The 23757-nt window shown below is 54.8% G+C and carries 19 protein-coding genes; 2 read left to right on the plus strand and 17 right to left on the minus strand.

Features of this window, described 5'->3' with window-relative positions; all coding sequences use genetic code 11:
- Positions 1–64: 64 nt before the first annotated feature.
- The 17 genes from BACCOP_RS16785 to BACCOP_RS16865 all read right to left on the minus strand — a co-directional run bounded on the left by BACCOP_RS16785 (position 65) and on the right by BACCOP_RS16865 (position 21557).
- Positions 65–298 carry a hypothetical protein gene (locus BACCOP_RS16785; protein ID WP_007562474.1) on the minus strand — a complete coding sequence of 78 codons (234 nt, stop codon included), beginning with the start codon at positions 296–298 and terminating at the stop codon, positions 65–67.
- Positions 299–427: 129 nt separating this feature from the next.
- Positions 428–6979, minus strand: coding sequence for a hypothetical protein (locus BACCOP_RS16790; RefSeq protein ID WP_007571284.1), 6552 nt, complete (start codon positions 6977–6979; stop codon positions 428–430).
- A gap of 25 nt (positions 6980–7004) precedes the next feature.
- Positions 7005–7193, minus strand: coding sequence for a hypothetical protein (locus BACCOP_RS16795; RefSeq protein ID WP_007562482.1), 189 nt, complete (start codon positions 7191–7193; stop codon positions 7005–7007).
- Between the two features lie 2 nt (positions 7194–7195).
- Positions 7196–7915, minus strand: a complete 720-nt coding sequence (locus tag BACCOP_RS16800; protein WP_007571287.1) for a hypothetical protein — start codon at positions 7913–7915, stop codon at positions 7196–7198.
- Positions 7912–8199, minus strand: coding sequence for a hypothetical protein (locus BACCOP_RS16805; RefSeq protein WP_005798244.1), 288 nt, complete (start codon positions 8197–8199; stop codon positions 7912–7914). Before BACCOP_RS16805 ends, BACCOP_RS16800 begins: the two co-directional genes overlap by 4 nt.
- A 13-nt stretch (positions 8200–8212) precedes the next feature.
- Positions 8213–12193 carry a hypothetical protein gene (locus tag BACCOP_RS16810; protein ID WP_007571290.1) on the minus strand — a complete coding sequence of 1327 codons (3981 nt, stop codon included), beginning with the start codon at positions 12191–12193 and terminating at the stop codon, positions 8213–8215.
- A gap of 21 nt (positions 12194–12214) precedes the next feature.
- Positions 12215–12679, minus strand: coding sequence for a hypothetical protein (locus BACCOP_RS16815; protein WP_005798248.1), 465 nt, complete (start codon positions 12677–12679; stop codon positions 12215–12217).
- A 1-nt stretch (position 12680) separates the two neighbouring features.
- Positions 12681–16328: a hypothetical protein gene (locus BACCOP_RS16820; protein WP_007562494.1), complete on the minus strand. Its 3648-nt coding sequence runs from the start codon at positions 16326–16328 to the stop codon at positions 12681–12683.
- Positions 16325–16531: a hypothetical protein gene (locus BACCOP_RS16825; protein ID WP_007562496.1), complete on the minus strand. Its 207-nt coding sequence runs from the start codon at positions 16529–16531 to the stop codon at positions 16325–16327. Before BACCOP_RS16825 ends, BACCOP_RS16820 begins: the two co-directional genes overlap by 4 nt.
- A gap of 38 nt (positions 16532–16569) precedes the next feature.
- On the minus strand, positions 16570–17058 hold the full coding sequence (locus tag BACCOP_RS16830; protein WP_007562497.1) for a hypothetical protein: 489 nt from the start codon (positions 17056–17058) through the stop codon (positions 16570–16572).
- A 3-nt stretch (positions 17059–17061) separates the two neighbouring features.
- Entirely contained in the window at positions 17062–17637 is a 576-nt protein-coding gene (locus BACCOP_RS16835) for a hypothetical protein (RefSeq protein WP_005798256.1), read from the minus strand.
- Entirely contained in the window at positions 17634–17960 is a 327-nt protein-coding gene (locus tag BACCOP_RS16840; RefSeq protein ID WP_224205180.1) for a hypothetical protein, read from the minus strand. Before BACCOP_RS16840 ends, BACCOP_RS16835 begins: the two co-directional genes overlap by 4 nt.
- The gene (locus BACCOP_RS16845) at positions 17926–18405 is read right to left on the minus strand and encodes a hypothetical protein (protein ID WP_007562503.1); all 480 of its coding nucleotides are present in this window, start codon (positions 18403–18405) and stop codon (positions 17926–17928) included. Before BACCOP_RS16845 ends, BACCOP_RS16840 begins: the two co-directional genes overlap by 35 nt.
- 28 nt (positions 18406–18433) lie before the next feature.
- Positions 18434–18823: a hypothetical protein gene (locus BACCOP_RS16850; RefSeq protein WP_007562505.1), complete on the minus strand. Its 390-nt coding sequence runs from the start codon at positions 18821–18823 to the stop codon at positions 18434–18436.
- Positions 18824–18838: 15 nt separating this feature from the next.
- The gene (locus BACCOP_RS16855; RefSeq protein ID WP_007562507.1) at positions 18839–19303 is read right to left on the minus strand and encodes an N-acetylmuramoyl-L-alanine amidase; all 465 of its coding nucleotides are present in this window, start codon (positions 19301–19303) and stop codon (positions 18839–18841) included.
- Positions 19304–19309: 6 nt separating this feature from the next.
- Complete coding sequence (locus tag BACCOP_RS16860; protein WP_007562509.1) at positions 19310–20509, minus strand: BACON domain-containing protein; 1200 nt, start codon at positions 20507–20509, stop codon at positions 19310–19312.
- A gap of 7 nt (positions 20510–20516) precedes the next feature.
- Positions 20517–21557, minus strand: coding sequence for a head maturation protease, ClpP-related (locus BACCOP_RS16865; protein WP_022199168.1), 1041 nt, complete (start codon positions 21555–21557; stop codon positions 20517–20519).
- 203 nt (positions 21558–21760) lie between these two features.
- On the opposite strand from BACCOP_RS16865, the gene BACCOP_RS16870 reads away from it, so the two are divergent.
- Together BACCOP_RS16870 and BACCOP_RS16875 are read left to right on the plus strand one after the other, a co-directional pair.
- The gene (locus BACCOP_RS16870) at positions 21761–22204 is read left to right on the plus strand and encodes a helix-turn-helix domain-containing protein (protein WP_007562513.1); all 444 of its coding nucleotides are present in this window, start codon (positions 21761–21763) and stop codon (positions 22202–22204) included.
- An 11-nt stretch (positions 22205–22215) separates the two neighbouring features.
- Positions 22216–23748 carry a hypothetical protein gene (locus tag BACCOP_RS16875; RefSeq protein WP_007562515.1) on the plus strand — a complete coding sequence of 511 codons (1533 nt, stop codon included), beginning with the start codon at positions 22216–22218 and terminating at the stop codon, positions 23746–23748.
- Positions 23749–23757 lie beyond the last annotated feature (9 nt).

Below are 23757 nucleotides of genomic sequence, written 5' to 3' on the forward strand. Positions count from 1 at the left end.
GGACTATTGGGGAACTCTACCGCTTGCAAAGTTACTGATTTAACAGGCAAAACAGATAAACGAATTACACTATCATCCAAAATAAAACGGATATACTGCCACCCGCGACGGTGAGCCCCCAATCAATCCAGTCCCAAGGACTTCCCCGAAGAGTATCTTTCAGTTCCAGACAGGAAGCTGCAATGGCCGCAGCATAAAAGGCCGTCCAAGGAGTAAATCCCAATAGACCTACCATCAAACCACCGATAAGATGCTTGTAACGGTTACTCATTTTTAAAAATGCGATAATCTTTTTCATATACCTCAAAATTCTATTTTTTCGACCGGCTTCGCCGGCATTTGAATACCTTTTAAATGGAATTCGGAAACCATCCGAATCCCGTTCTTTCGTTTTAGTCGCTTCGCTCCACGCTTTGGCGCTTTGCGCTTACGCCACCTCGCGTATCGCCTTGTACGCTGCCACGCTTTGCGCCCGGACGATTTTGCCGCGGAAGGCCAGACGCGAGCCGACATTCGCACCCGTACTCGAAGCATCGTGATACGCATACGCATGCGACACACCGCCATTCGCACTCGCATAGTTGCACCCGCGATAGACCACACGGACTGTAGCGGTGCTTATCCAGTACATGTCGGTATAGTAGGTGGAAGATGATCCGTTCAAATTACCTACCGGAACCATGTCCATATACTTGCCGTGCGCCACGCCTGTAATCCACTGACCGCTGTCCTTCTTGCCCTGTACCATACGGATACTGCCGTCAGGCATCCAGATGCGCCATTTGCCCTGGTTGCCGCTGTCATTCGGCAGATCCACGCCGTCCATCATGTCATACTTGTTGCCGTAGATGTCCTCGTAGCCCAGGCAGCAGATATTGTTCACCTGCACCACGGTCGCCTGTCCGTATTCGTCCCGGCTCTTATACCAGGCATACTGATGCACCAGGCCGTCAATCAGCGAATTCGTGATTTTGTTGTTGATGACATACGCTTCGTCATAGCCGATGGTGTCTGTCATTCCATGGTCGGCCGTTCCACCCGTTGTCCGGTTATTGTTATGCTGACCGGCACCGCATTGTTCCTGCATGTCCCTACGCCCGTACTTTGCATAGCTCAGGTTCGCGATGCGGCTGTGCATCAGGGCATCTATCTGCTGCATGCCACGCTGCTGGCTGTAATAGTGGAAGTCCGTCCAGGTCATGCTTGCCGTGGTCGAAGCTCCGGTGATGCAGGCACGCAGTTTGCTTCCCACTACTGAACTGCCCACTACGGCACACAGATGCTCCTCATTGGCCACCCAATCCGGTTCCATGTCCTCTATCTTGTCGCTGTTGCTCAGTACCACGCAGTCAAACTCAGCCGTGTTCAGAATGGAGAAATGCAGAGCGGTCGCACGTTCCGGAACGTCTGCTATCAGATACATGCCGGCTTCAAATTTCAAGCCGATGGTCGGCACCACAAGGCTCTTCAGGATATTTCCTGCATCATCCACAAATACGCTGCCTATAAGTCCCGTTCCTGGAACGCTCGGGAATCGAACACGTCTGTAGCCGGATACGTCCACCTTACATACCGAATAAGCCTTGTCAGTCGTATAGGATTCCATCAACGTAGGTTTTCCGCTCATAATCTTGCGTTCACCCAGCCAGCCGCCCTGCGTTTCCTTAATGGCATCCAGCGTCAGTACTGTCGCCTCCGGGACAGGGGGCATTTCGTCCTCCGGGTAGCTGCTGTAGCAGGCGTACTTCTTGTTGTTCAAATAATCGTTGATGCCTTTGCTCCAGTAAAACGGCTCATACATCATCCAGTCTCCCTCGCTGCCGTCCAGCTTCGCCACCGTACAGTCGTTCATGTCCTCCGCATCGGCATAGAAGTTCGAGCTTTCGTCATGCAGGGGGAAATAGGTCATTTCGCCGTCCGGGTTGTTCACCTCCACCTGCTGCCCGGCCATCTCCACCTTCCGGCTCGTAGGCATCCTGGTCACTTTGGCCAATACGCGGTGGCGCTTGGACAGGATAGCATTCACATGCCCGCTCATTTTGTACGCATTCCCGAACTTGTATCCCGTCTTGTTGTCCAGGTTTGAAATATTGGCATCGTCGGCCACGCTGTCGTCAAACTCGATCATCGTATAGGGCGGCTGCTTGATGGTCAGTTCTGGATAACGGGCGGCATACTTCTCCAGTTCCTCATCAGCCAGATACTTCGTCAGGGTCAGCTTGCCCCTCAGTCCCGAATGCCGGTCATCCACAGCACCCGTCTGCGTATACGTTCCGTAGTCGTAATACTTCTTCAGCAGGGTTCCGTCGTCTTCCCGGTCTATCTCCAGCACGAAGCGCTCCAGCTTGCCGCTGCCGTTCAGTCTGGCCTGGTGCAGGCGTTCCAGCATAGCGAACCCGTCGATGCCGGGGCAGTTGGTGTAGCGGTAGCCCCGCACATTATTGATGCCTTCCAGTATCAGGCCGCTGTCGGACAGCTTGGTCAGATATTCCAGGAACAGTTCCTCAATCGTGTCCGGCAGGCATAACTGCACAACGGGCGCACCGGTGGCCAGTTTCACACGGGTCAGCCCCGTACCCCTCACGTCCAGTTTCTTCAGGCGGCCCTGCCAGCTCAAGTCCAAAGTAGCCACATTGCCGTTGTCCCCGTTCCGGGCCAGCCGGTTGTTCCGCAAGTTCACTTCTTCCAGAAGCAGCATGCCGTTCGTCGAAGCCATGAACGAGCCATTCCGGTAACCGCTGGCTTTCTCCACGCTCATGTCGAGTTTTACCAGTGAGGTCAGCAGACCGAAGTTGAAGCCGATTGCGAACGCATCCTCATGCCAAACCAGCTCCTTGATTTTGGCTGCACCGATAATCTTCAGCGGGTCGTTCTCACCGAAGGCACGGGTCAGCTGCAACGAGTGGAGCACGTCCGCATCCACCACGCCGCTGTCGGCCTGCACGCCATTGCTGGTGGAAAGCTGCACACGGTACGGAATGGTCAGACGGTACTGCATCGGTTTCAGCGTGTAGGCCTTGTCCAGCGAGGACGTGGACTGGTAGAACTGGGCGCCAAGCGTGGATACATAGCCGTATTCCACCTGTTTTAAATCGTAGCGACGTTGGATGAAGTAGTTCCGGTGTGCTTTCAACGAACCCTTCAGACCGTAGATTTGCGGATACGTCTGTTTGGCACCGTCAGCACCTACCGGCATTTCGTTCAGGAACGGGTAGATGTATTTGAAGATACCGGACTTGTTATAGAGGCGTGAGCACCACTTCTTCATCTGTTCGGTATCGAAATGGTCAATGGCTTTCTGGATACTGAAGGCACTCATGAAGCTTGCGCCCCCGTTCCATCCGCTCACCATAATCTCCACAATCATGTCCCAGCAATTGGCCACGATGAGGTTCCACAGCCACGAGTTATGACCCTGCATCACATAAGCCCCGTCGCGCTTCGTCTGGCGGTTGTCGTCATACTTCCCGGTCAGGAACGACTTGTTGTCAGAACCCAACTGGCAGTCGCCGTCATAATAGTCAATCGACCATTTCACACCGTCCCATGTGCGGATAAGCATGTTCTTCGCAAGCTGGTCCACGCCAAGGTTGAACTGCACGTACAGATAGTAGGCAATCAGGTGGGGAAGGTCGAAATACTTCCCGGCCTCTTTCCTGAACGTATCGCTCTGCCACTTGGCGGTAGGGAACTTGTCGCCGTCGTCCTCATAGTCCACCCCCTCGAACGAATGGGATTCCGTACTGTAAACCATATTCTTGCCCGCAGTCGTTTCCTTCACACACCGGTAGACAAAGCTCATCATGCGGTCGGTGGCTTTGTACATACGGTCGTACTTGTCATCCGTACCCAGGTGGTCTTTCAGGTTCGGTTCTTCCTCCGCGTCACCGCCTCCGTCCGTCCAGAAGGTATCTTTCGGATGATTAAATTCCAGTCCTCCGTCAAAGTTATAGTCCATGAAATCCTTATGCTCCGGTTCGGTACTCGGCAACCAGTGGAACAGGCACAGCGGATTCGAGTTATTCAGCGTTTCAAAGCAGACAGGCAGGTACTGCTTGTGTCCTTCCTCGTCGGCTTCCAGGTAGTTCAGCGTGTCGCCCTCGCCCCATTTCTCGCCGCCGATGGTCTCATCCTGCCCGAAGATGGGGTAGCTGTCGCTCTTCTCGTTGTTCATGTTGTACTGGCCGTAATAGGTCAGGTCTTCGTCGACACTCTTCGCTACGAACAGGTCGCACGGCAGGCCGTCGATGGCCGAACGGTAATCATCCTCCAGCCCATGGTCTTTGGCGTAACGCTGGGCAGGAGTAAGCAGCCCCATTTCTTTCAGCCCGTCATTGATAAGCTTCGCACCTCCGGTATTGGTGGTCATGGACGAGTCCGAGAAGTCGCATTTGGAACATGCCAGCTTCGCGCCTACGGAGTTCCTGCGTAACTTGAAGAGATTTTTTTTGCCGGTAGTTACCACCGGATTCTTCTGCCTGCCGTTTCCGTCAATCTCCCCGTAGCTCAATGTAACCGTCCAGCCGCTTGCCGTCTTCTGGAAGTAGAAACGGAAGTTCTTTCTGGCATAGTTCACGGAAGAAGTACCCTGAATACGGACATATACGTTGGTAAGGATAAAGTCAAGCGTCCTGTCCTCTCCGTTATAGAAACGGACCTCCCTTACCAGTTTGTTGGCCTTCTTGTCGTTCAGCTGGGCCAGTGCATCCACCACGTTCAGCGTGTCGCTCTCGCTCGGAACCTCACTGCCCACGCTGCCCGTGCCTATCAGTACCAGGATCGAGTTCCGGCGCTTCTTCATCAGCCCCATCAGCTTCTCCATGCTCACCGTATCTCCTTCATTCAGCACGCGGTTGTCCTCATCCAGTGAGCGCACGCCCGGTTCCCCGTCGGCATCCTCCAGGTGGTTGCGGTCCACGATGTAGTTGTTCAGCACCTCGTCCGAGGTCAGCGCCTTGTTATAGATACGCACGCTCTTCACGTTCAAGTCGGCACCTGCCGACTTAAATTCCAACTGGCTCTGAATGTCAAAATTCACCTTGTCGAGCCACTTGGAAGCAGCCGACTCTTCACCGTTCACATAGAAACCGATCAGCGTGCGCTGTTCGTTGGTCTGCACGTTCGGATAGAACACGTAGGTAATGCGGATATTCGTACCCGGCTGGAACTTGGTACCCACCGAGTCTTCATAGCGCAGCACCTGTCCGGCATCCATCGCCTCGGTCACCACACCGGTCAGGAACTTGGCCTCTTCCGGAGTCACAATCAGCCCGTACCGGTTGCCGTTGTCCAGCTGCCCCAGGCAGGTGATCAGCTCGGCATCCGTATCCGTCACGTTGGCCGTGCTGTATTCTATCTCCAGCGTCATGCCCACGTCACGGATGGCAAATCCCTCGGGCTTGTCCGCCTCGTTGAAGGGGCGGTAACCGCCGTCAGCGGTCAGGGTCATACCTGCACCACCGGCCAGCAGCAGGCGGTCCTTGTGCCAGCCGCTACCGGCACCATATTCGTTCACGCTCCACAGCACGTCCCGGAACTCCATACGCTTGTCACCGCTCACCCAGCTTGCCGGGTTGTTTTCCGTGTTGCTTCGCCCGAAGGCGTCAAACGTACACACGGCATCCGGTGCCAGCGTGGCTTCAATGTCCGGGTGCGATGTGGTGTTCACCTGCACCTCAAGCACGGCATCGCCGCATGACACACGGTAGTCCAACGGTTCCACGTTCACGTTCGTCCGTCCGTAGCTGCCGGTCTCACCGCGTTGCAGCAGGTCTTCCTTCACCACGCTGCCCCGGTCGGTCACTTTCACACGGGCCGTATACGCATCGCGGTCATAGCCGGCATACGTGAAGTTCCATGCCGTGAACTGCTCTGCCTCCAGCACCGGGTGTTTCCAGTCACGCTGGAACCCCGCTGCCCGGTGGCTGAACATCAGGCCGGCATACGCTGTCACACCTCCGCCTGCCTTCAGCAGCGTAATGTAATGCACCCGGCTCACCACACCGGAGTTCTCATGCTGCGCGTAGGCTTCCACCACGTTCGTACCCTCCTGCATCTGTGTCAGGGGGATGGTCACGTTCTTCTGCTGCACACCGCTGCCGGCCGAAAGACCGAGGGTAAAGGCCTGTCCGCCGTTCACGCGGTAGTAGATGTTCTTCTCACCGCTCGTGCCCTTGGCAGTAAAGGGGATGTTCACGTCATTTTTATATCCCCCGTCGGCCAGCCCGTTGCCCGCCGAGTAGGTGGTCTCCAGCTCCATGGCCACCATGGTCACCTTGGCCGTGGCCGTCTTCATCAGCGTGCCGTCCTGGTAAGTTGCCTGCGCTTCCACCTGTACGGTATAGGCAGTGGCATCCTTCAGGTAGGGCGAAGCGTCAAAGGTATAGCTCTGTCCGGCTGTAACGCCCACAAACTCCGCATCCCGGAACTCACTGATGACGGTCGAACCGCGTTTCACGATCACGCGGGCTTTCAGGTCGCTGTAGCCGTCCACCGTACCGCCACCGGCAGTGCCCACACCTACGGAGTATTTCACCACAAAGCCGCTGCCCAGTGCCAGATACTGCGAGGCGGGAAGTCCCGCACCGCCGCTGTCCGTCAGGTCGATGTTCACCACCACCTTGTCATCGTCCGTGTACTTGGAAAAGCGCACTTCCTTCGAGCTCTCGCCGCCCTGGTTGTCCTTCTGCTTGACGGTCATCACGTACTGGGTGCCGTCCTCGCTGTCCTGCACATCCACGTCCGTCACCGTACCCACCATCGCATCGAACACCGTTCCGGATGTAGGAGGTTTCGTCTCGCCGCTCACCAGTTCCTCGGTAGGGGTACGGTTTGACAGTTCCTTCTTCAGGAACGCTTCGATGTCATCGCCTGCATAGGCATGATAGGTGCCGTCCGGCTGTTTCTGATTCCATGGTGTTTCAAGATTCATCGGATGTTCAGTCGCGTTGATGATTCCGCTTATTTTCCTTTTTGCCATAATACTGTCCTTTTATAATAATCATTCATTTATCAGTTTTACTGCTACCGTTCCATGCGTCCGATCCGTTCCACGGCTCGTCGCCTTTCCAGTATCCAAGTCCGAAACAGCTGCTTATCGCAGACCACACCAGTCTTGCCCCGGCATAGACTGCCGACAGGGCACGTTTCCCCACATACGCAGCCGTTATTTCCTTACCGCCTATGGTTATCATCGTCAATCCTCCTCATAAATCAGATACAGCGTATTCGCATCCTTGTCCTGCAGCGCCTCGTAAGCTTCCCCGCTCATCACCTCATGCCGGTAGGCCAGCAGTCTCAGGCTGCCGCCTGTTCCGGTATATACGGCATCACCCAGCAGGTAGAGCTTGTCCGGCAGGATGGCTGTCCGGTCCGCATTCATGAATATGCCGGCAGGAGGCACACCCGCCACATCCCAGTCCCCGTACAGGGTGGAGTCCATGTGGTAGGCGAACTTCCCGGCATCCGCTACATACACTACGCTGCCGCCCGGTTTGGTACTCTTGTCAGGTAAAACGTTGCCTGTTTCCATCCATGAGGAAAAGCGTGCGGTAGCCCCGCCGATGGCTGCTGCCGTAGTCTGTTCCACCTTGGCAGCGGCGTTTTCTGCCTTGGCTGCCGCTTCGTTGGCCTTGGTGGCCGCTTCCGTGGCGGCCTGGGTCTTTTCCTCCAGTCCGGCTACGGCTCCTTCCGCTTTCTTGGCGGCAGCCTCGGCACGGGCGGCGGCATCGCTCGCAGGCTTCCCTATCAGTTCCAGGGGGACGTTCACCATCTTGCCGTCCTTCTCCCCGGGCAGTGATTTCACACCGCTCAGCGAGGTGACGGTCTCCAAGTCCTCCACGCCGGTAGAACTCTGGAGTACACGGTCCAGCACTTCCTGAACCAGTTCTTCTTGTGTCATTTCTGCCATACTCATTCGTTTTTATCGGTTTCTGACCCGCCCAGGATTTCGTTCAGGGCATCTATCACATTGGGAAGACAATAGCGTTCCACCGCCATGTGTATCATCCCGGTTTCCTCATCGCTGAACTCGGTCTCGCCGGTACTCTCGAAAATCTTGAACGCAAGCCGATGGGCCTTGATGCCACTGACACGCGTATACAGCAAATCGGCTATCTGCTCACGTGCATCGAAAACCTCCCTCGTCTGACGGGTTATTCCGGTGGGAACGCTGAAATTCCTGAAATCTAACTTTTTCATATATATCTGTTTTTTAGGATGAATGATTCAATATCTGGTAACGGAATCCGTCCGCTTTTGTAATAAGTACCGTTACGGAGTCCCCGGATGCCATCTCGTAGTTTTGCAAATCTTCATTGTGGTTATAGATACCTTTTAGTATGATATTCTTTGAACCGGGTCTGACCCTGAACGTGACAATGGCTGCAAAATCGGTAGGCAAGTAACTCATGCCGAACTTGTATGCCACAGAACTTTCCGACGGCAGCGTAACCTCTACCTTACTGTAGTTGGGTTCATTGTAATACATCAAAATGATATTGTGTTGTGAGAAATCCACCGTGTAGTTTCCACTTCCGAAGGTAAGCAGCTTGGCTTTCGTATTGATAAACGCCGGGGCAAGTAATGCCGCATTGCTGCTGATACCGTAGTTCTTCGTACCGCCGATAACATCTATAAACAATCCATAGTTCGCTTGGTCGAAGCCGTAATTCCCGTATATATTGGGGGCTGAGTTCACGATACGACCGACAGCGGTAAAAGCTCCTCCTGCAGAAGACGGTATCACATCATCACCGAACATCACATATCCTTTGCTGCCGCCGACACGGAAAAAATCATCATAAATGGCAAGACCGCCACCGCTCCCGTGAGAGTCGGCCACAGAACCGATACGGCCGTTCCCTATCTCAAAGCCGCCGATTTTCCCTTTGCTGCTGTCTATCTCTCCGGTAAACTTACCGTTGGTCGTTTCAATGCTGCCGTCTTCCAGTATCTTGAAGTTGCCGTTGGCCGTTACCAGTCCCTCCAGCTGTATATGGTCGGCTGTCAGCTTGATTTTGCTCACGGTATTTCCGTACTCGTCCTCTTCCTCCACGCTCACCCCGATAAGGGCAATCTTTCCTGTATTGTCCTGCGCATACAGACCGGAACCTTCAGGCTTTATGACAAGCCCGGTCTCTTTCAGCGCATTACCGTCCTTGTCGAAGACCGCCGCTGAAATCTTTACCAGCCGGTCGCTCTGTTCGAACAGTGTACGGTACTTATAGGCCAGTGCGTCCGCCTTGTTGGTGCTGAACACCAGCAGCGAAATGTAAATCACGCCCGTAAACGACAGCTTGAAGTCGCCAGTGCCGTTCCAAAGTCCGTCCAACGTGAACATCTTCTCACCGCCCACGGGCAGGTCCTCTTCATGGCCGAACATGTTGAAGTTCTCAAACCCGGTCTTATCAGCGTTCACAAATTCTATTTTCAACCTTCCGGCCTTGATAACCCGGTAGCTGAACGACAGATACACCACGCCGGGCACCCGTTCGCCCTGGCTGTTCGTCTGCCGGTACTCCGGTACCAGCCGGAAGTCCTCCAGTTTCTGCATGATATAGCTGTTCCGGATATAGGCATAAGGCACCTTGCCGTCGGTCCGTATCTCGGCATGGCCGTCCGGCTTCGTACCGTAAGGACCGCCGTTCGCCCAGATCCAGCGTCCGCCCAGGGTGAACAGCGTAGCCTTGCTGCCCGTCTTCCATTTGTCCATGCCGTCGGCAAAACTGCTGTTGTCCAGATAACTCTGTTCTTCGCGTATTTCCTTGCGCAAGCTTTCCACGGCTGAATGGATTTTCCCCTCGGTTATCTCAAACCGCGTCAGGATGTCCTCGCCCGTCATCAACACGAACGTACCCTTCAGCCACACGTTGTCGGCATACAGGCCGTTTCCTTTCGGCTGTTTGTCTGCCGGGAAAGCGCTGCTCCTGATGCCGTCCAGCTTACCCAGCCGGCAACGAAGGCAGCCGTTGAAGTTCTTGGCCTTCACACCGTCCAGAATGTCGATACGGGGCTGTCCGTCCTCCGTGGCCGCAATGGATATAAGGTTCTGCCGGAGCGGGGTTTCGGTGTTGCCCATCAGCACGCACTCATCGCCTGCCTCCGGCTTCACCCCGCCAAACTCGCTTACCGGGACCAGTACCCCGTTGGCTATCACCGAGGCCACCTCCACCCAGTAGGATTTTAGCCGGGTTCCGCCTGTAACGGCACAGCGCATCAGGTCATGGGCCACAAAACCCGATTCCTGCTCAAACACGATGCGGTAGTTGTCGCCCTGCTTCACCACGTCCTTGATTTTGCCGTTGGCTGCCGACACCACCAGCTGCCCACACACGCTGCGGGCCTTCTCTATCAGCAGTTCCAGTGCCACCAGGCTTTGCCGGGCAGTCACTTTGTCCACCGTCAGGTTCGTCAATCCGGTCAGCTGGTCAATCCAGAGTTGCCAGCCCTCACCGGTCAGCCCGTCCACAAACTCCGTGCTACGCAGCAGTTCGCGGATCACGGCAGTCAAGTATTCGGCATTGCCCTCACCATCCACGATGCCGCAGGGCTTGCCGCCAGCAGCCTCGCCAAAGCTCACACCCTTCAGGAAGCGGATGGACTCTTTGGCTGTGTCCGGCTGGTTCTTGCTCAGGAACTCTTTCTGGCTGCGCCGGGCGGAAAACAGGTTGTTGTCCGTGGGCAGCGTCTTGTCCCAGCTTCGTATGATGTCCGGAAGGGCAGCGCCTTCCGTCTTTGATTTCGTATAGCTTTTCAGCGCACCGATGCTGTCCGTCACCTTGTCGAACTTGCCCACCTGCAGCGCATCGCTTATCTCGATGTCCATCTGCCCGGGTTCGTTCACCTTGCGGCTGATCTTGGTGATACGGCTCTGACGGTAGCCTTTTTCCGGGAAATACTTCCGGCTCTCCAGCTTCACCCGTCTGCCCACAAACAGGTCTATGCCGTGCTCCTCGATGTATACCGGGTCTGTCGGGGCTTTGTAGGCGGCAATGTCCAGCCAGTGGTCCCGGTTGTACTCGTCCACCGCAACCGCAAACTCCTCTTCGGCCAGCCGGTAATACTCATCCGGCATCCGGATATTCCACAGGATATAGGTGTCGCCTGCTCGGGGCACCAGCTTGCCGCCCGGCAGCTGGGTGTCGTCATCGTAGGGCCAGATGGTGATCAGTTCGAATTCACGTGCCGCGCTGTCGTAGTTCACCTCAAAGTAGTGGTCATCGCTTTCTCCCAGTCCGGCAAGGTCGCCCGTCTGGAACGACACACGTTTGGTTTCTCCGGCCAGCTCGTACAGGTTAGGGTCAAAGTCCAGTTCCCCGTCCCGGAAATAATAGACGGTGAATTTGTTTCCTTCATCGTCTGCCACCTCCTCGCTGCGAACCGAGCTCACCGTACCGACCCGACGGGGGAAGATGCCGCTGAAAGCATCCTGCTCGTAATGGTCATAGATGCCATATTCCTCCACGCCCTGCTCGATGTACTTCCTGCCGCCGGGAAGCATCAGACGCGGGCTGCCGTATTTCTCCGCATCGATGTTGCGGGTCGAGCCTACCGGGAACAGGCGCGTATAGAATTTGGCCGTGTTGCTCGTATCTCTTTCCAGGGAGGTCAGCCCCTTGCCATAGCCAAGGGTGATTTCTTCCCCGTGTTCGCAGCGGCACACGTTCACAGTCTGCCCCTCAACCCACCATTCCACCTTGCCGCCTGCCTTTTCCGCGATGGCTTTCAGCGCTTCGTCGCAGTACATCCCCTCGTAGTCTATCGTGATCAGCTCCGTACCTTCCACCGTACCCGTCTTCCAGTCAGTAATGTGGCCCATGCCGTTATTGATAGCCTTCACCACCATCGCCACATGCTCGCGGGGCGTGGCCGTCAGGGTAAACAGGGGGTTGGTGTCCCCGTCCGTCGTCTCCAGCACCAGGAACCGCTTGATTAGGCTCTCGATACCGTACAGCTTCAGGTTATACTCCCATTCACCATCGCTCACCTGCTTCGGCGTGTAGCGTTCTGTCAGCCAGTACCGTTCGCCCAGATAGTCCGTGTAGTCGTTCACGTCCAGGGGCAGGAAGGCATAATAGCTGAACGACAGGGAAAGCACATTGTCTCCCTGCACTTCCTTGCTTTGCGTCGAGCTGTCGTTCACGGCCACATCCGCACGCTTGGTTCCGGCTTTATCATATATCGTTAGAAGCATATTCTAATAGCGTTTGAATGGTTATATAATCGGTTTCGGTTCCCGGAACTTTACCCGGAACTTTCCGGCATGCACACCTTCCGTCCACAGATAGGTCAGCGGGGTGAACTTCGTACAGTCGGCATACTTCACCCGCAGCTGCAGATCCAGCTGGGGGAAACGGATCTCCAGCCAGCCGTCCTTCCCTTGCTTCAGGAAATTCACAAAGGCAAAGTACTGCTTCATCCAGCCTGCCTGGGTCTTGTTGTAAAGCGCAAAATGCAGCGTCACGTCACGCGCTTCATTCCGTGGGGTCAGCACGGGGCTGTATTTTTCCCCGTGCTCTTCCCGTATGTCCACAGCCGTATCCTTCTTGGCCTTGCTCGGGGTCAGGATGGCCGTCAGGTTCTCCATGCCCCCGCGCCGGTCTTCCACCAGGAACACGCCGTATTCCGTCCAGATGTCCGTGCCGTTCACCAGCACCAGTCCGCTCAGTATATTGCCCATATCACTTCACTTTTAGTCCGTCACGTATCATTTTCTTTATCACTTCCTTCAGTTCGCCCAGGTGTCCGGCGCTCACACCGGTGTTCTCGGCTATCCGGGCCAGATGCCCTTCAGCCGTGTCCATCTTCTCCACCACGCTTTCCAGCCGGTCGTCCATGCTGCTCCAGTGCTGCAGCCCGCCGGTGAACATGCCCTCCAGCTTCGTGCCCTGGTCCTGCGTCATGGCCGTAAAGCCGCCCGCTTTCGCACTTTGGCTCGTACCGCCCTGCTGCGTCTTGTCATAACCGGTGGCTGCCGCCAGGTTGTCACGCAGGGCAAGGGCTTCATCCATATACTGCATGTACTCTTCCATCAGCGCGTTCCGTTCCGCCTCGGTCAGTTCGTTGTCCTCCATGGCCTTGCCGAACTTCTCCCACCAGCCTTTCAGTTTGTCGCTGTACATCTCACCGATCTTGTTGCTCAGCATCGCCCGCATGAAGTACTCGGATATATCCTCCGCCGCATCCTTGGCACCGTACTTCATGTTCATCAGGTTGTCGATGAAGCTGCTGTACATACCGTCGAACGAAATGCCCGTCAGCCCTTCATACAGCTGGTCGGTCAGTTTCTCCAGCTTGCCGGCCTGGTCTATGTAGTCATCCAGTTTCTCGGTCAGTCGCCCGCCATAGCCTCCCTTACCGGTATTCTGGATTTGCGTCCACATATCCACGTTGCTGCGCAGTGCCTTCATTTCCTCCGGGCTCAGGCTCCACAGGTTCCCGTCCCACTGGCGGCCGATCTGTCCGCTCAGTTTGTCTATCTGTGCCTGGTTGAAACCGCCCCAGTAGTAGTTCCAGCTGTGGTGACTTCCGCTGTAGCGTGCCTGTTCCTTTGCTATCTGCAGATAGTTTGCATTCGTTTCTTTTTGGTATTTGTAAGCATCCCGGTAAGCTTCCACCGATTTTGTCCCCTTGCTTGCCTTAATGGTATCGGTCAGGTCTTCGATGGAAGTCTGCAGTTTCTCGTTCCGGTCCGTAAGACGGTCTATAGCCGCCTGCACTTCCCTGGCGTTCCCGCCGATGCCGAACAGTTTGTTGAAACCTCCGAAAGACACCGTGTTCAGCAGTCCTCCGATACCATTCACAAGGGAACCGCCTATCTGTTTGAACAGGTCTCCGCTGAGGATATTGTCGAGTATTCCGGTTATCGCATTGAAAATGGTATCTATCAATGATGAGATAATCGGGCCAATACCGTCTTTCAGCAAATCCAGTATGGAGAGAATGGCCGATATGATTTGTCCGATGACTCCGGCACTTGACAGGGTTTCGGACATCCGGCTGATGGCATCGCCGACCTTGCCTCCGATATTCAGTTTTGAAAGACCGGTAAGCATGTTCTGGATTCCTTCAAATGATCCCTGCAAGGTTCCGCTCGCAAAGCCGTGCAACCCGTCGGATACCATGTTCAACCCGTCAACCGTGTCCCGGGAGGCACTTTTCACCTCCCCGGCAAGCGCCTTCATTTCAGAGGTGGCGTTCAGGTATTCTTCGTCAGCTGAAATGCTGGACGATTGGGCCATTTGAAGAGCGATTTTAGTACGTTCTATTTCTGCCTGGTTACCGCTTTCAAGAGCCTTGTTGTAATCGGTCTGCGCTGCTTTTAACCGAATGAATGCCGCTTCCTGCTGCAGTTCCGCATTTTGCACGCGTGTTACGGCATCCCCCAAAGCGTGCATCTGCGTTTGCAGCCGGGCAAAATCCAATGTCCCGTTGCCACCGGGGAGCATGCTTTGAATCCGTTCGATGGCATCGTAAACGACCTGCTGGTCTGCGGCTCCCGTTTTTTTGAACTCATCCGTCTTGACATACTGTTTAAGCTCGCCAAGCAGGTTCTTCATCTGGTCTGCAAGCAGACCGGTCAAATCCCCGAACGCTGCTCCCCAGTCTATCTTCTGGGTAAGGGCTTCCATGTCCACTTTGTGCACAGCCGCATCACGCTGCTTCTCCAAAGTCAGCCTTTCTCCCTGGGACTGTGCCTTGCGGATTTTCTCGGCATATTCTTCAGCGATGGCCAGTTTCTGCTGCTGGAAGGTCCCGTATTCCTTCAGATAGTCACGCATGGCTTCCGCCTCTTCCCTGTACACGTCCGCCTCCGCTTTTTTCCTTGACTCGGTGTTTGAGGCACGGGCTTTTTCAAGTTCATCCTGTTGCTCCCGGGTAAGTCCGTTATCTCCGGTGGAAAGACCGGCTTCCTTGTTCTCACGCTTCCAGTCGGCTTCCTGCCGGTTTATCTCTTCTTTCCGGGCGTTATAGTCATATTCGATTTGTGCCAGTTTCTTCTCGGTACCGGCTTGCATACGGTCTATCTCTTCCTTCCGGTTCTCGGCCTGCAGGGCGGCAAGATCCTGCGCCAGCCTGCGCTCTGTGGCAAGCCGTTGCTTGGCTTCCGCTTCCGGATTCTTCCCGGACTGTTCGGGGTCGGTATGTCCGCCGATATTTCCTTTTTTGGCTGCTTCTGCCGCTTTCTTTACCTCTTCCTCCGCTTTTTTCAGATAACCGTCGCGTTTGTTTTCGGCATTTTTCAACAGTATGTCATAAGCTTCCTGATCATGTTTCTTAATGGCAGCCTGTGCATCATAGAACTGCCCGGATTCTGCCATGCTTGACTGTATGATATATTGTCCCCATTTCCCGAAAAAACCCATGGCGCTTTCCGCCTCTTCCGGTTTCTGCGCCTTGATTTTATTCACCTCTTCATCGGCTTCTGCAGCTTTTTTTACAAGGTTCTGGACATTGGCCTGGTGCAGCAGGACCTGTACATAGTCCTCGCTCTTTTGGATAAGGGTATCATACCATTCGGAAAGTGTTTTATAATACCCGAAAGATTCCCCGTACTTGCGGTTCAGTTCCTCTACCTTCGCCTTTTCCTGTTCCTTGCTGCCGGTGAAGTTCTTTATTTCATCGATGACCGATTTCAGTTCGAAGCGGGTACGCACCATCTGGGCACGGCCGTCCTTCTCTATCTCGGTCATTTCCTTGACTGATACGTTGAATTCATCCACGCCTTTTTTGGCACTGAACAGGTTTTTCGTCCAATCCCAGATTTCATCACCGTACATTACCAGCAGCATGATGCCGGTGGTCATGGCCGTCTGCCAGGAAAAGAGCGAGGACAGGACCTGTTTCCATACCGGTGTGCCTTTCTTGCCTGACTTCTGCAGCTCATCATATTCCTTACGGGCACGGGCCAGTTCGTCCGTAAAAATCGGCAGGTTGTTGGATATGGCCAGAAAGAACATCTGCGGTCCCATGGCCAAAGAAGGCATTTCACGGGCCATCTGCTGGATGCTGTTGTGAAGCCCGTTGAACTGGCGCTGTGCATTGGGCATGTCTGCAGGGGTGACCTGCACGGATTCCGATTCCTCCTGCAGCAGTTTCAGTTTGCCGCGCAATTCCTCAAGCTGCTTCTCCAGTGCATGGATCTGCGCGATATTGGCACTCTGGTCCAGATTGGGGGCAGCCGTCTCCCCGGCAAGGCGCAGCCTTTCCAGTTCAGCCTCCAGCAGCCTGACGGTATTACGCAGTTCCAGCGCCTCACGTTCGGCCTTGTTCATGCCGGGCGTGAGTTTGTCCTTCATCAAAAATTCAACTTCTACAGGTTTGCTCATTCCAGTTTGCTTTGAAAAAATCCTACTATATCGTTCGCTTCATCCTCGGCGCTGTGTTCCGGTCTGGGAGCACCGTTTCCGCCGCCTTGCTTTTTCCGCACATACCGCGGCGCGTCGCTCAGCATCATGATCAGCGTCTGGTAATTCACCCCATCAAGGATGTAATCCACGCTCCAGCCGGTCGCCGATGCAATCTGCCACACGAAGCCGAAAGGGCTATGGGAACCTTCATACCGGGTTCTTAACTCCCCTTCCTTGCCTGGCTCAGTCTCGGAGTCATCGGGTTCGCCCGCGCTGTCGAGCTGATAATACGCATAAAATCCTTCGTGCCCATCAGACGCTCGAATGTTCGGAACATGGCCGTCAGATAACGCCACTCCACAAAGTTCCGCAGTACCCACGCTGTCACCCCGATGCCCACGTGCCGCGACACGTATCCCCGGCATACCATATAGGCCAGCAGGCGGCTCACAGCCTTACCATGCTCCGCCACAAAGGCCAGTTCCTCGGTCTTGTCCTTCGGTTGCCAATCGGGTTTGACACCCGTCTTCAGGTATTCCCGCGCCAGCAGAATCTGACCCCGCAGCCTCGGACGCTTCATCGTCACACGCACCTCCACCGGGCGTTTCAGCCACGGAAGCTTCCACCTTTTAAGAGGTACGGACACGCCGCTGTCAAGCAGCGCGTCCGCACACTCCATCTCTATCAGTTGTTCCAAACGGTCAGCCATACGTTAGCCCTCCTCACTTTGGAGCGATGCTGCAGCCGCGGCTTCCGCCGGCGGCAGCTTGTACTGCCCCCACTCGTCCGGTATTGCTTCCGTATCGAACACGCCGTAAGGCTGCGAACCGTCCTCCGGCATCGCCACTTCGAGCGTAACCTCTATCTTGGAGGTTTCTGTAAGGGTCAGCTTGCCTGCAGGATTGGAAAGCAGCGTGGCGTTGGGAATCAGTACGCTCTGTCCGGACACGAGGGAGAGTTCCCATGGTCCCTGCATGACAAGCACCTCCGACGGGGCTGTCCAGCCGATCGGAGTTTTCTTTTCCGAGTCTTCTTTCTTATAATGCAGGCTGCCGCCAAGCAGTTTGTGCAGGTTCGAATAGTTCATCTGGATCACATTGAACGTCGGGGCGATGCCGCCGTTACTCTGTGGGATGACCAGCACCGGGGCACCCTGCACCTGTTCGGCCTCGATCTTCGCGGCCTCGGGTTTCTTGCCGCCCAGGTCAAACGAGTTCTTTTCAATATACCCGATTGTGAAATCCTTATACTTTACGGCTCCTATGCCGTACATGAAATTCTTGTTCATCGTTTATAAAGTTTGATGGTTAATAACACACCGGCCAATAAGCCGGCCAATACACCTGTGATAAACGTCCGCATCCGGTTCGGAGGGCGTTTTTCTACTGTTTGAACGTCATTTGAAATTTCGCTCTTGGTTTCGCTACGGATGCGCGCCAGCTCTTCTTCATACCATAGCACCAGCTGTTGCAGACTGTCACACGAGGCTTCGGCCACGATGTTCCCGCTGTCGTCGCTGCCTACGGTCAGATTCGCCTGTCCGCTCTTGCCACGGTACACGGCACCTTCAGGAAGTTTACGGAGGCTGTCCGCAGGTATAGACAGCTTCACCGAACTCGCCGGTATACCCGCCATCACCAGTCCCGCCCGTCGGCTTCCGCTCGCGCTGTCGGTGCTTGCCGATTCCGTCTGTATCTTCTCCACCGTCGTGCTCTTCCTGCTGCTTGCGCAGCCCGCCAAGCACAGGACAGTCATCATGATGGCGGCAACTGTTGGCAGTGTCAATGGCCTTGCGCAGTCGCGCCATTTCGCGCTTGTTGGCCTGCAGGTCTTTTCTTGTTGCATTCAGTTCTTCTTTTAAGGGTACCACAATATTGCTCACCAAAACGCGGGTGGCATGTTCTGCGTTATCCACACGCACACCCTCTGCGTCGGCTTCGGCTTTCATCGCTTCCGCTTTCGCTTTCCTCACCGTAGCACGCAGGGAACCGATGGCTGCTGCAGTGCCCACAAGGCCGCCGCTAAGAATAATGTTCATGATCTCGCTAAAGTCCATACCACCCGTTTTTTAGTCAGTCAACCTTTTATTCTGCTTCCTCGCGTTTCTTTCGGAATAGTCCGATAACCCATTGCACCAGTCCCGTGTCGGCTACCCCATTGGCTACAAGTGAGGCACCAAAACCATAGAGCAAGGCAATGTCCCAGCTCACATCACTCACAAATCCGGCATCAAGCCACCACAGTAGCATCGCGCACACCAAGCCCACACACCAGCTCACCAGCTGCGTCACCCAGCCTTTCATGTTGGGGAACAAACCTTTCAACCCTTCAGTAAGCACCACCACACCGCCGACGAAACCGGCAAAGGTGCCAATCATTGCGTCATAGTCCGTTGCCGGAACATCGGCCCCTTGGGCCATCACAGCCGATACTGTTCCCAGCATCAGCATCATAAACAGCATAATTCGTTTCATTGATTGCTTCTTTTATTATTGGTTAATACCTATTTCTTTCAGCCATTTCTGTACATCGAAACTGGGGCAGGCTTTGGCCGCCAGCTCGTTGTGTCCCACAATGCGCACATCCGGGAATCTGCGATGGAAGTCCTTCACATACTTCTCCAGTGCCTTTTTCTGGCAGCCGGTGCGGGTGTCCTTCGGGGTCTTGCCGTCCTTGGCCACACCGCCGGCATACACAATGTGGCGGCTCACGCTGTTGTACCCCTTGGCTCCGTTGGTCACTTCCCAGGGATCCACCTGCGCATCCTCGTTGTTGTTCACCAAGCGTTCCACACCGCCCTGCAGGTGGAACAGGTCGGTGTAGCCCACCTGTTTCCAACCTCTGCCACCCTGGCTTACGGGCGAAGTGTGCCACTTCCGGATGTCCGCCGATGATACCTCACGCCCCTCCGGGGTTGCCGTACAGTGAATTACCAGATACTTCAATTTTGCCATACCATCTTATCCTTTCTGGTTTTGGGTAATGGTAATCTTGGCCGTCTTGCTGCGGTCGGCATTGAGCGTAAGGGTCAGTGTACCGGTTTTCTGACTGCCACTGTTTGCACCGGCCGAAATCTTCACGCCTTTATCCGTCGCTTCCACCTTGAAGCCGGCAGGGGCACTGCCTATCTCATATTCTCCGCTGGCGGTCACGGTCACTTCTTCACTGCCACCGGTTGCCTCAAGGGTCACACTGGCAGGGTCAACTGAAATCTTCTTCTCGCTCGCCTTGAACACGGGGTTGCTTCGCTTGTCCAGCACCACCACTTCTTCACCGAAGGCAATGTTCGTGTCAGCCTTCATCAGCATCTTGAAGAAGTACAGTTCGCTCGCGTTCGAGATCTTGTCAATCTGAATCACGTCTTCATCGTCCTGCAGGTTCACAGCCGCAAACAGGTTGCCGCCGGCATCGGGCGAACAGAGGGTGCACACAATCAGATCATCGGGCCAGGCCGCAAGCGTCTCAATGGTAATGCCCTTGTAGCGACGGGCATTCACATCGGTTTCGCTCGTGTTCTTGGACTCGCGCTGGGTCAGCTCGTCATCATACTTGTCAAAGTCGTTCACGCTCATCAGAATGCGGAGGTCCGGGTTGTTGCGGATGGCCACGGGAATCTTCGCACGCATGGCTTTCAGTCTGCCCAGCATGGTCGATTCTGCGCTGTCCACCACAATCACCTCAGTATCCTTGGCCATCTGGGTCAGGATGCCGTTAAACAAGTGGTCGTCATCATCCCCATATTCACCGTTCACATAGTGGTCACCCAGTTCAAACTGTACCCGCTTGGCCAACTCGGCAAGCAGGGCGTTCTGCGCTTCGGGCGGAAGTTCCGAGAATACCAGGTTGCCCTTCGGCTGCCATTTGCGCCAGATGTTCTCGAACGTGCGGGGGTTAAACACCGTAAAGGCCATGAAGTCCACCGGGTCAAGACTCTTTTCGTCGTAGTTGAAGTTGCCCTTCGAATCCTCCACGCCGGGGTTCTCCTTGCGCTTCTGGAGCATCTTGCCGGTCTTCAGGCGCGGCAGGCTGATTTTCTTCTCCACACCGGGAATCACCATGATCAGCCCCTTTTCCACAATCTCATTGCTCGTAGCGGCAAGCGTCAGCAACTGTTCCAGTACCTCGCCGCTGTAATTCGTGTTTCTTACAATTATTGCCATAGTTCAATCACTTTTTACGTTTGTCCTTAATTTCTCGCATACGCCTGTTCCAGGGGCTTTCTTCACCATTCGGTTCCAGATGCAGGTCTTCCATCACACGGCGCTTTACCGGCAGTTGGGCCAGGGCCTTTTCGCCGTTCTCGCGGTCATTGGCCAAAAGGTTTTCGTAGATGGGGCGGGTAGTCGCATCAATGCGACCGTCCTGCTCGGCTGCGTCAAGCAGCTGCTTGCGGGCGGCAAGGTCTTCGGCTTCAGCCTTGTCTTCGTAGGTCTTCACCTTGGCCTTCAGGTCGGTGTTCTCTTTCGTAAGGATAGGTACCTTGCCTGCCTCTTCCTCCAGTTGGTCCATCAGGCGGAACACATCCGCATCACTCGCGCAGTCCTTGAAGCGCGGGCGTTTCTTTACGTCTTCCAGATTCATGTCTTCTCTGTTTTTTTGTGGCTCAACGAGCCGGTTATTGAATAAAGTATATATCTGCGCCGGTGTACTGTCTGCCGGCACGGGGTCTGCATCATAGATGTCGTCTATGAAACCAAGGTCCAGGGCTTCCTTGGCGGTCAGCCAATGGTCCTCGCCGTCAAAATAGGTCTGTTTCACTTCTTCCTTGCTCATGCCCAGCCGCTCGGCATAGATTTCACTCAAGCTGCCTTCCAGGCTTTCTATCTCTTCCATGCAACGCTGCAGGTCCTGCTTGTTGCCGTAACACCCGCCGCTCACACTGTGCAGCATCAGACGGGCATATTTGCTCATTTCTACGGGCTTGCCGCAAAGGGCTATCACACTGGCCATGCTGGCGGCTATGCCATCCACATAAATGCGGATGTCGGCCTGGCTATGGCGCAGGGCGTTGAATATCGCAATGCCGCTGTACACTTCCCCGCCGTTGCTGTTGATACGCACATGGATGCGTCGGCTCACGCGTTCGGCTTCCATCAGTTCCTGGGCTATGCGCCCGCTTTGCACCTCCGTATAGTCTCCGATGTCCCCGTACAGGAATATCGTACTGGTGCCGTCGTCACTCGTTGTAATATTGAAAAATCTGCTCATCGTCATGTCTTTACCAGCGGTTTCCCCGCCTTTCGATGGTGCGAAAATAGAACATTCCCATGGCACCAAGAAACCGCGTCCGCATCATAACGTTTTCTGGCGTTATCATAACGCTGTAACCCGTCATCATGCGTACGCGCTTTTACAAACCCCGCTTTTTCATGCAATTTTGTAACGTGATTTACAACTAAAAAGGACGATTTATGGCAGATTTGACGAATGCCCAGAAAAAGGAATGGGCAAAAACTTTGTACCTCAAGGAAAACCTCACACAGCAGGAAATCGCCGACCGGGTGGGCGTGTCACGGGTGTCCGTGTCCAACTGGGTACGGGCCGGGAAGTGGGAGGAACAGAAGGTGGGGCTTACGCTCACAAGGCAGGAACAGGTGGCTAACCTCTACCGGCAGGTGGCCGAAATAAACAAGGCCATCGCCGAACGGCCCGAAGGGGAACGGTTCCCCTCATCCAAGGAGGCTGACATCCTCGGGAAACTGTCGGCGGCCATACGCAACATGGAGCAGGAAGTGGGCATTGCCGACATCATCAGTGTCCTCACCGGGCTCATCGACTGGGTACGGGCGGCCGACCTCGAAAAGGCAAAGGAAATTACACGCCTGGCCGATGCGTACATTAAAGACAAATTATAAAGGGATAGACAATGAAACAGACTGACAGACTCGCTCTCCTCGATTGGGAGAAGTACAAAGAAGACATCGCAAGGGCTACACCGGTCGATAGGAACATGACGGCAGCCGAACGGGAAAAACACCGGGAATATCTTGAGAAACATCCCATAGAATGGATCAAGTTCTTTTTTCCGAATTATGTCAAATATGAATTTGCCGACTTCCAGAAAAAGGCTATCCGGCGGATCATTGCACACGATGAATGGTTTGAGGTGCTTTCTTGGAGCCGTGAGCTGGCCAAATCCACCGTCACCATGTTCATCGTCATGAATCTCACGCTTACCGGACGCAAAAAGAATGTGATTCTGACCTCCAACAGCAAGGACAATGCGGTGCGCCTGCTCGATCCCTACCGGGCCAATCTCGAAGCCAACGGACGCATCATGGCATACTACGGCAAACAGGAACTGCCGGGCTCATGGACCGAGGATGAATTCACCACCAAAGGGAAGGTCTCTTTCCGCGCACTGGGTGCCGGACAATCTCCGCGTGGTTCGCGAAACGAGGCCATACGTCCCGACGTACTGCTGGTCGATGACTTTGATACGGACGAGGATACCAAGAACCCGGACATCATCCAGAAGCGCTGGGACTGGTGGGAAAATGCGCTGTATCCCACAAGGTCCATTTCCGAACCTACACTGGTCATCTTCTGCGGAAACATCATCGCCAAGGACTGCTGCGTGGTGAGGGCGGGCGAAATGGCCGACTCCTGGGACATCGTGAACATCCGCGACAAAAACGGTTTTTCCACATGGCCGGAAAAGAACTCGGAAGAGGACATCGACCGCACACTGTCCAAAATATCCAAAAAGGCGGCACAGGGAGAATATTTCAACAACCCGATTTCCGTGGGAGAGGTATTCGAAAACATTGCATACGGCAAGGTTCCGGCACTCTCCAAATTCAAGTTCCTCGTGGTGTATGGCGACCCGGCACCGGGCGAAAGCAAGGGTAAGAAAGGCAAATCCTTCAAGACGGTTTCGCTCTGTGGCAAATTGGGTGGCAGGCTTTACGTCATCAAGACTTTCCTGGCACAGGCGCTCAATGCGGAGTTCATTGACTGGTATGTCCGGATGCTTGAATTTGTCGGGGGCAAGACCAATGTCTATTGCTACATGGAGAACAACAAGCTGCAGGACCCTTTCTTCCAACAGGTGTTCAAACCGCTGGTGGCAAAAGTACGCCGCGAACAGAAGATTGCGCTGTTCATCCGGGGCGACGAGGAGAAGAAGACGGACAAGGCTACGCGCATCGAGGCCAACCTTGAACCGCTCAACCGCGAGGGGAACCTCATCCTCAACGAGGCTGAACGGGACAATCCGCACATGAAGGAACTGGAGGATCAATTCAAGTTGTTCACCCTGACCATGCGCTATCCGGCCGACGGACCGGATGCGGTCGAAGGGGCGAACCGTATCATTGACGAACTGATCAGGCGCATTGAACCGCCCGTATTCCGATCACGGAAGGATGTAAGAAAACGGAATAAGAAAAGATTATGACAACTCTAA

The organism is Phocaeicola coprocola DSM 17136 (genome assembly GCF_000154845.1).
GTDB classification, from domain to species: Bacteria; Bacteroidota; Bacteroidia; order Bacteroidales; family Bacteroidaceae; genus Phocaeicola; species Phocaeicola coprocola.

Coding starts and splice junctions, on each gene's coding strand:
- BACCOP_RS16785 (WP_007562474.1), bottom strand. CDS start 298: ATGAAAAAGATTATCGCATTTTTAAAAATGAGTAACCGTTACAAGCAT.
- BACCOP_RS16790 (WP_007571284.1), bottom strand. CDS start 6,979: ATGGCAAAAAGGAAAATAAGCGGAATCATCAACGCGACTGAACATCCG.
- BACCOP_RS16795 (WP_007562482.1), bottom strand. CDS start 7,193: ATGATAACCATAGGCGGTAAGGAAATAACGGCTGCGTATGTGGGGAAA.
- BACCOP_RS16800 (WP_007571287.1), bottom strand. CDS start 7,915: ATGAGTATGGCAGAAATGACACAAGAAGAACTGGTTCAGGAAGTGCTG.
- BACCOP_RS16805 (WP_005798244.1), bottom strand. CDS start 8,199: ATGAAAAAGTTAGATTTCAGGAATTTCAGCGTTCCCACCGGAATAACC.
- BACCOP_RS16810 (WP_007571290.1), bottom strand. CDS start 12,193: ATGCTTCTAACGATATATGATAAAGCCGGAACCAAGCGTGCGGATGTG.
- BACCOP_RS16815 (WP_005798248.1), bottom strand. CDS start 12,679: ATGGGCAATATACTGAGCGGACTGGTGCTGGTGAACGGCACGGACATC.
- BACCOP_RS16820 (WP_007562494.1), bottom strand. CDS start 16,328: ATGAGCAAACCTGTAGAAGTTGAATTTTTGATGAAGGACAAACTCACG.
- BACCOP_RS16830 (WP_007562497.1), bottom strand. CDS start 17,058: ATGGCTGACCGTTTGGAACAACTGATAGAGATGGAGTGTGCGGACGCG.
- BACCOP_RS16835 (WP_005798256.1), bottom strand. CDS start 17,637: ATGAACAAGAATTTCATGTACGGCATAGGAGCCGTAAAGTATAAGGAT.
- BACCOP_RS16845 (WP_007562503.1), bottom strand. CDS start 18,405: ATGGACTTTAGCGAGATCATGAACATTATTCTTAGCGGCGGCCTTGTG.
- BACCOP_RS16850 (WP_007562505.1), bottom strand. CDS start 18,823: ATGAAACGAATTATGCTGTTTATGATGCTGATGCTGGGAACAGTATCG.
- BACCOP_RS16855 (WP_007562507.1), bottom strand. CDS start 19,303: ATGGCAAAATTGAAGTATCTGGTAATTCACTGTACGGCAACCCCGGAG.
- BACCOP_RS16860 (WP_007562509.1), bottom strand. CDS start 20,509: ATGGCAATAATTGTAAGAAACACGAATTACAGCGGCGAGGTACTGGAA.
- BACCOP_RS16865 (WP_022199168.1), bottom strand. CDS start 21,557: ATGAGCAGATTTTTCAATATTACAACGAGTGACGACGGCACCAGTACG.
- BACCOP_RS16870 (WP_007562513.1), top strand. CDS start 21,761: ATGGCAGATTTGACGAATGCCCAGAAAAAGGAATGGGCAAAAACTTTG.
- BACCOP_RS16875 (WP_007562515.1), top strand. CDS start 22,216: ATGAAACAGACTGACAGACTCGCTCTCCTCGATTGGGAGAAGTACAAA.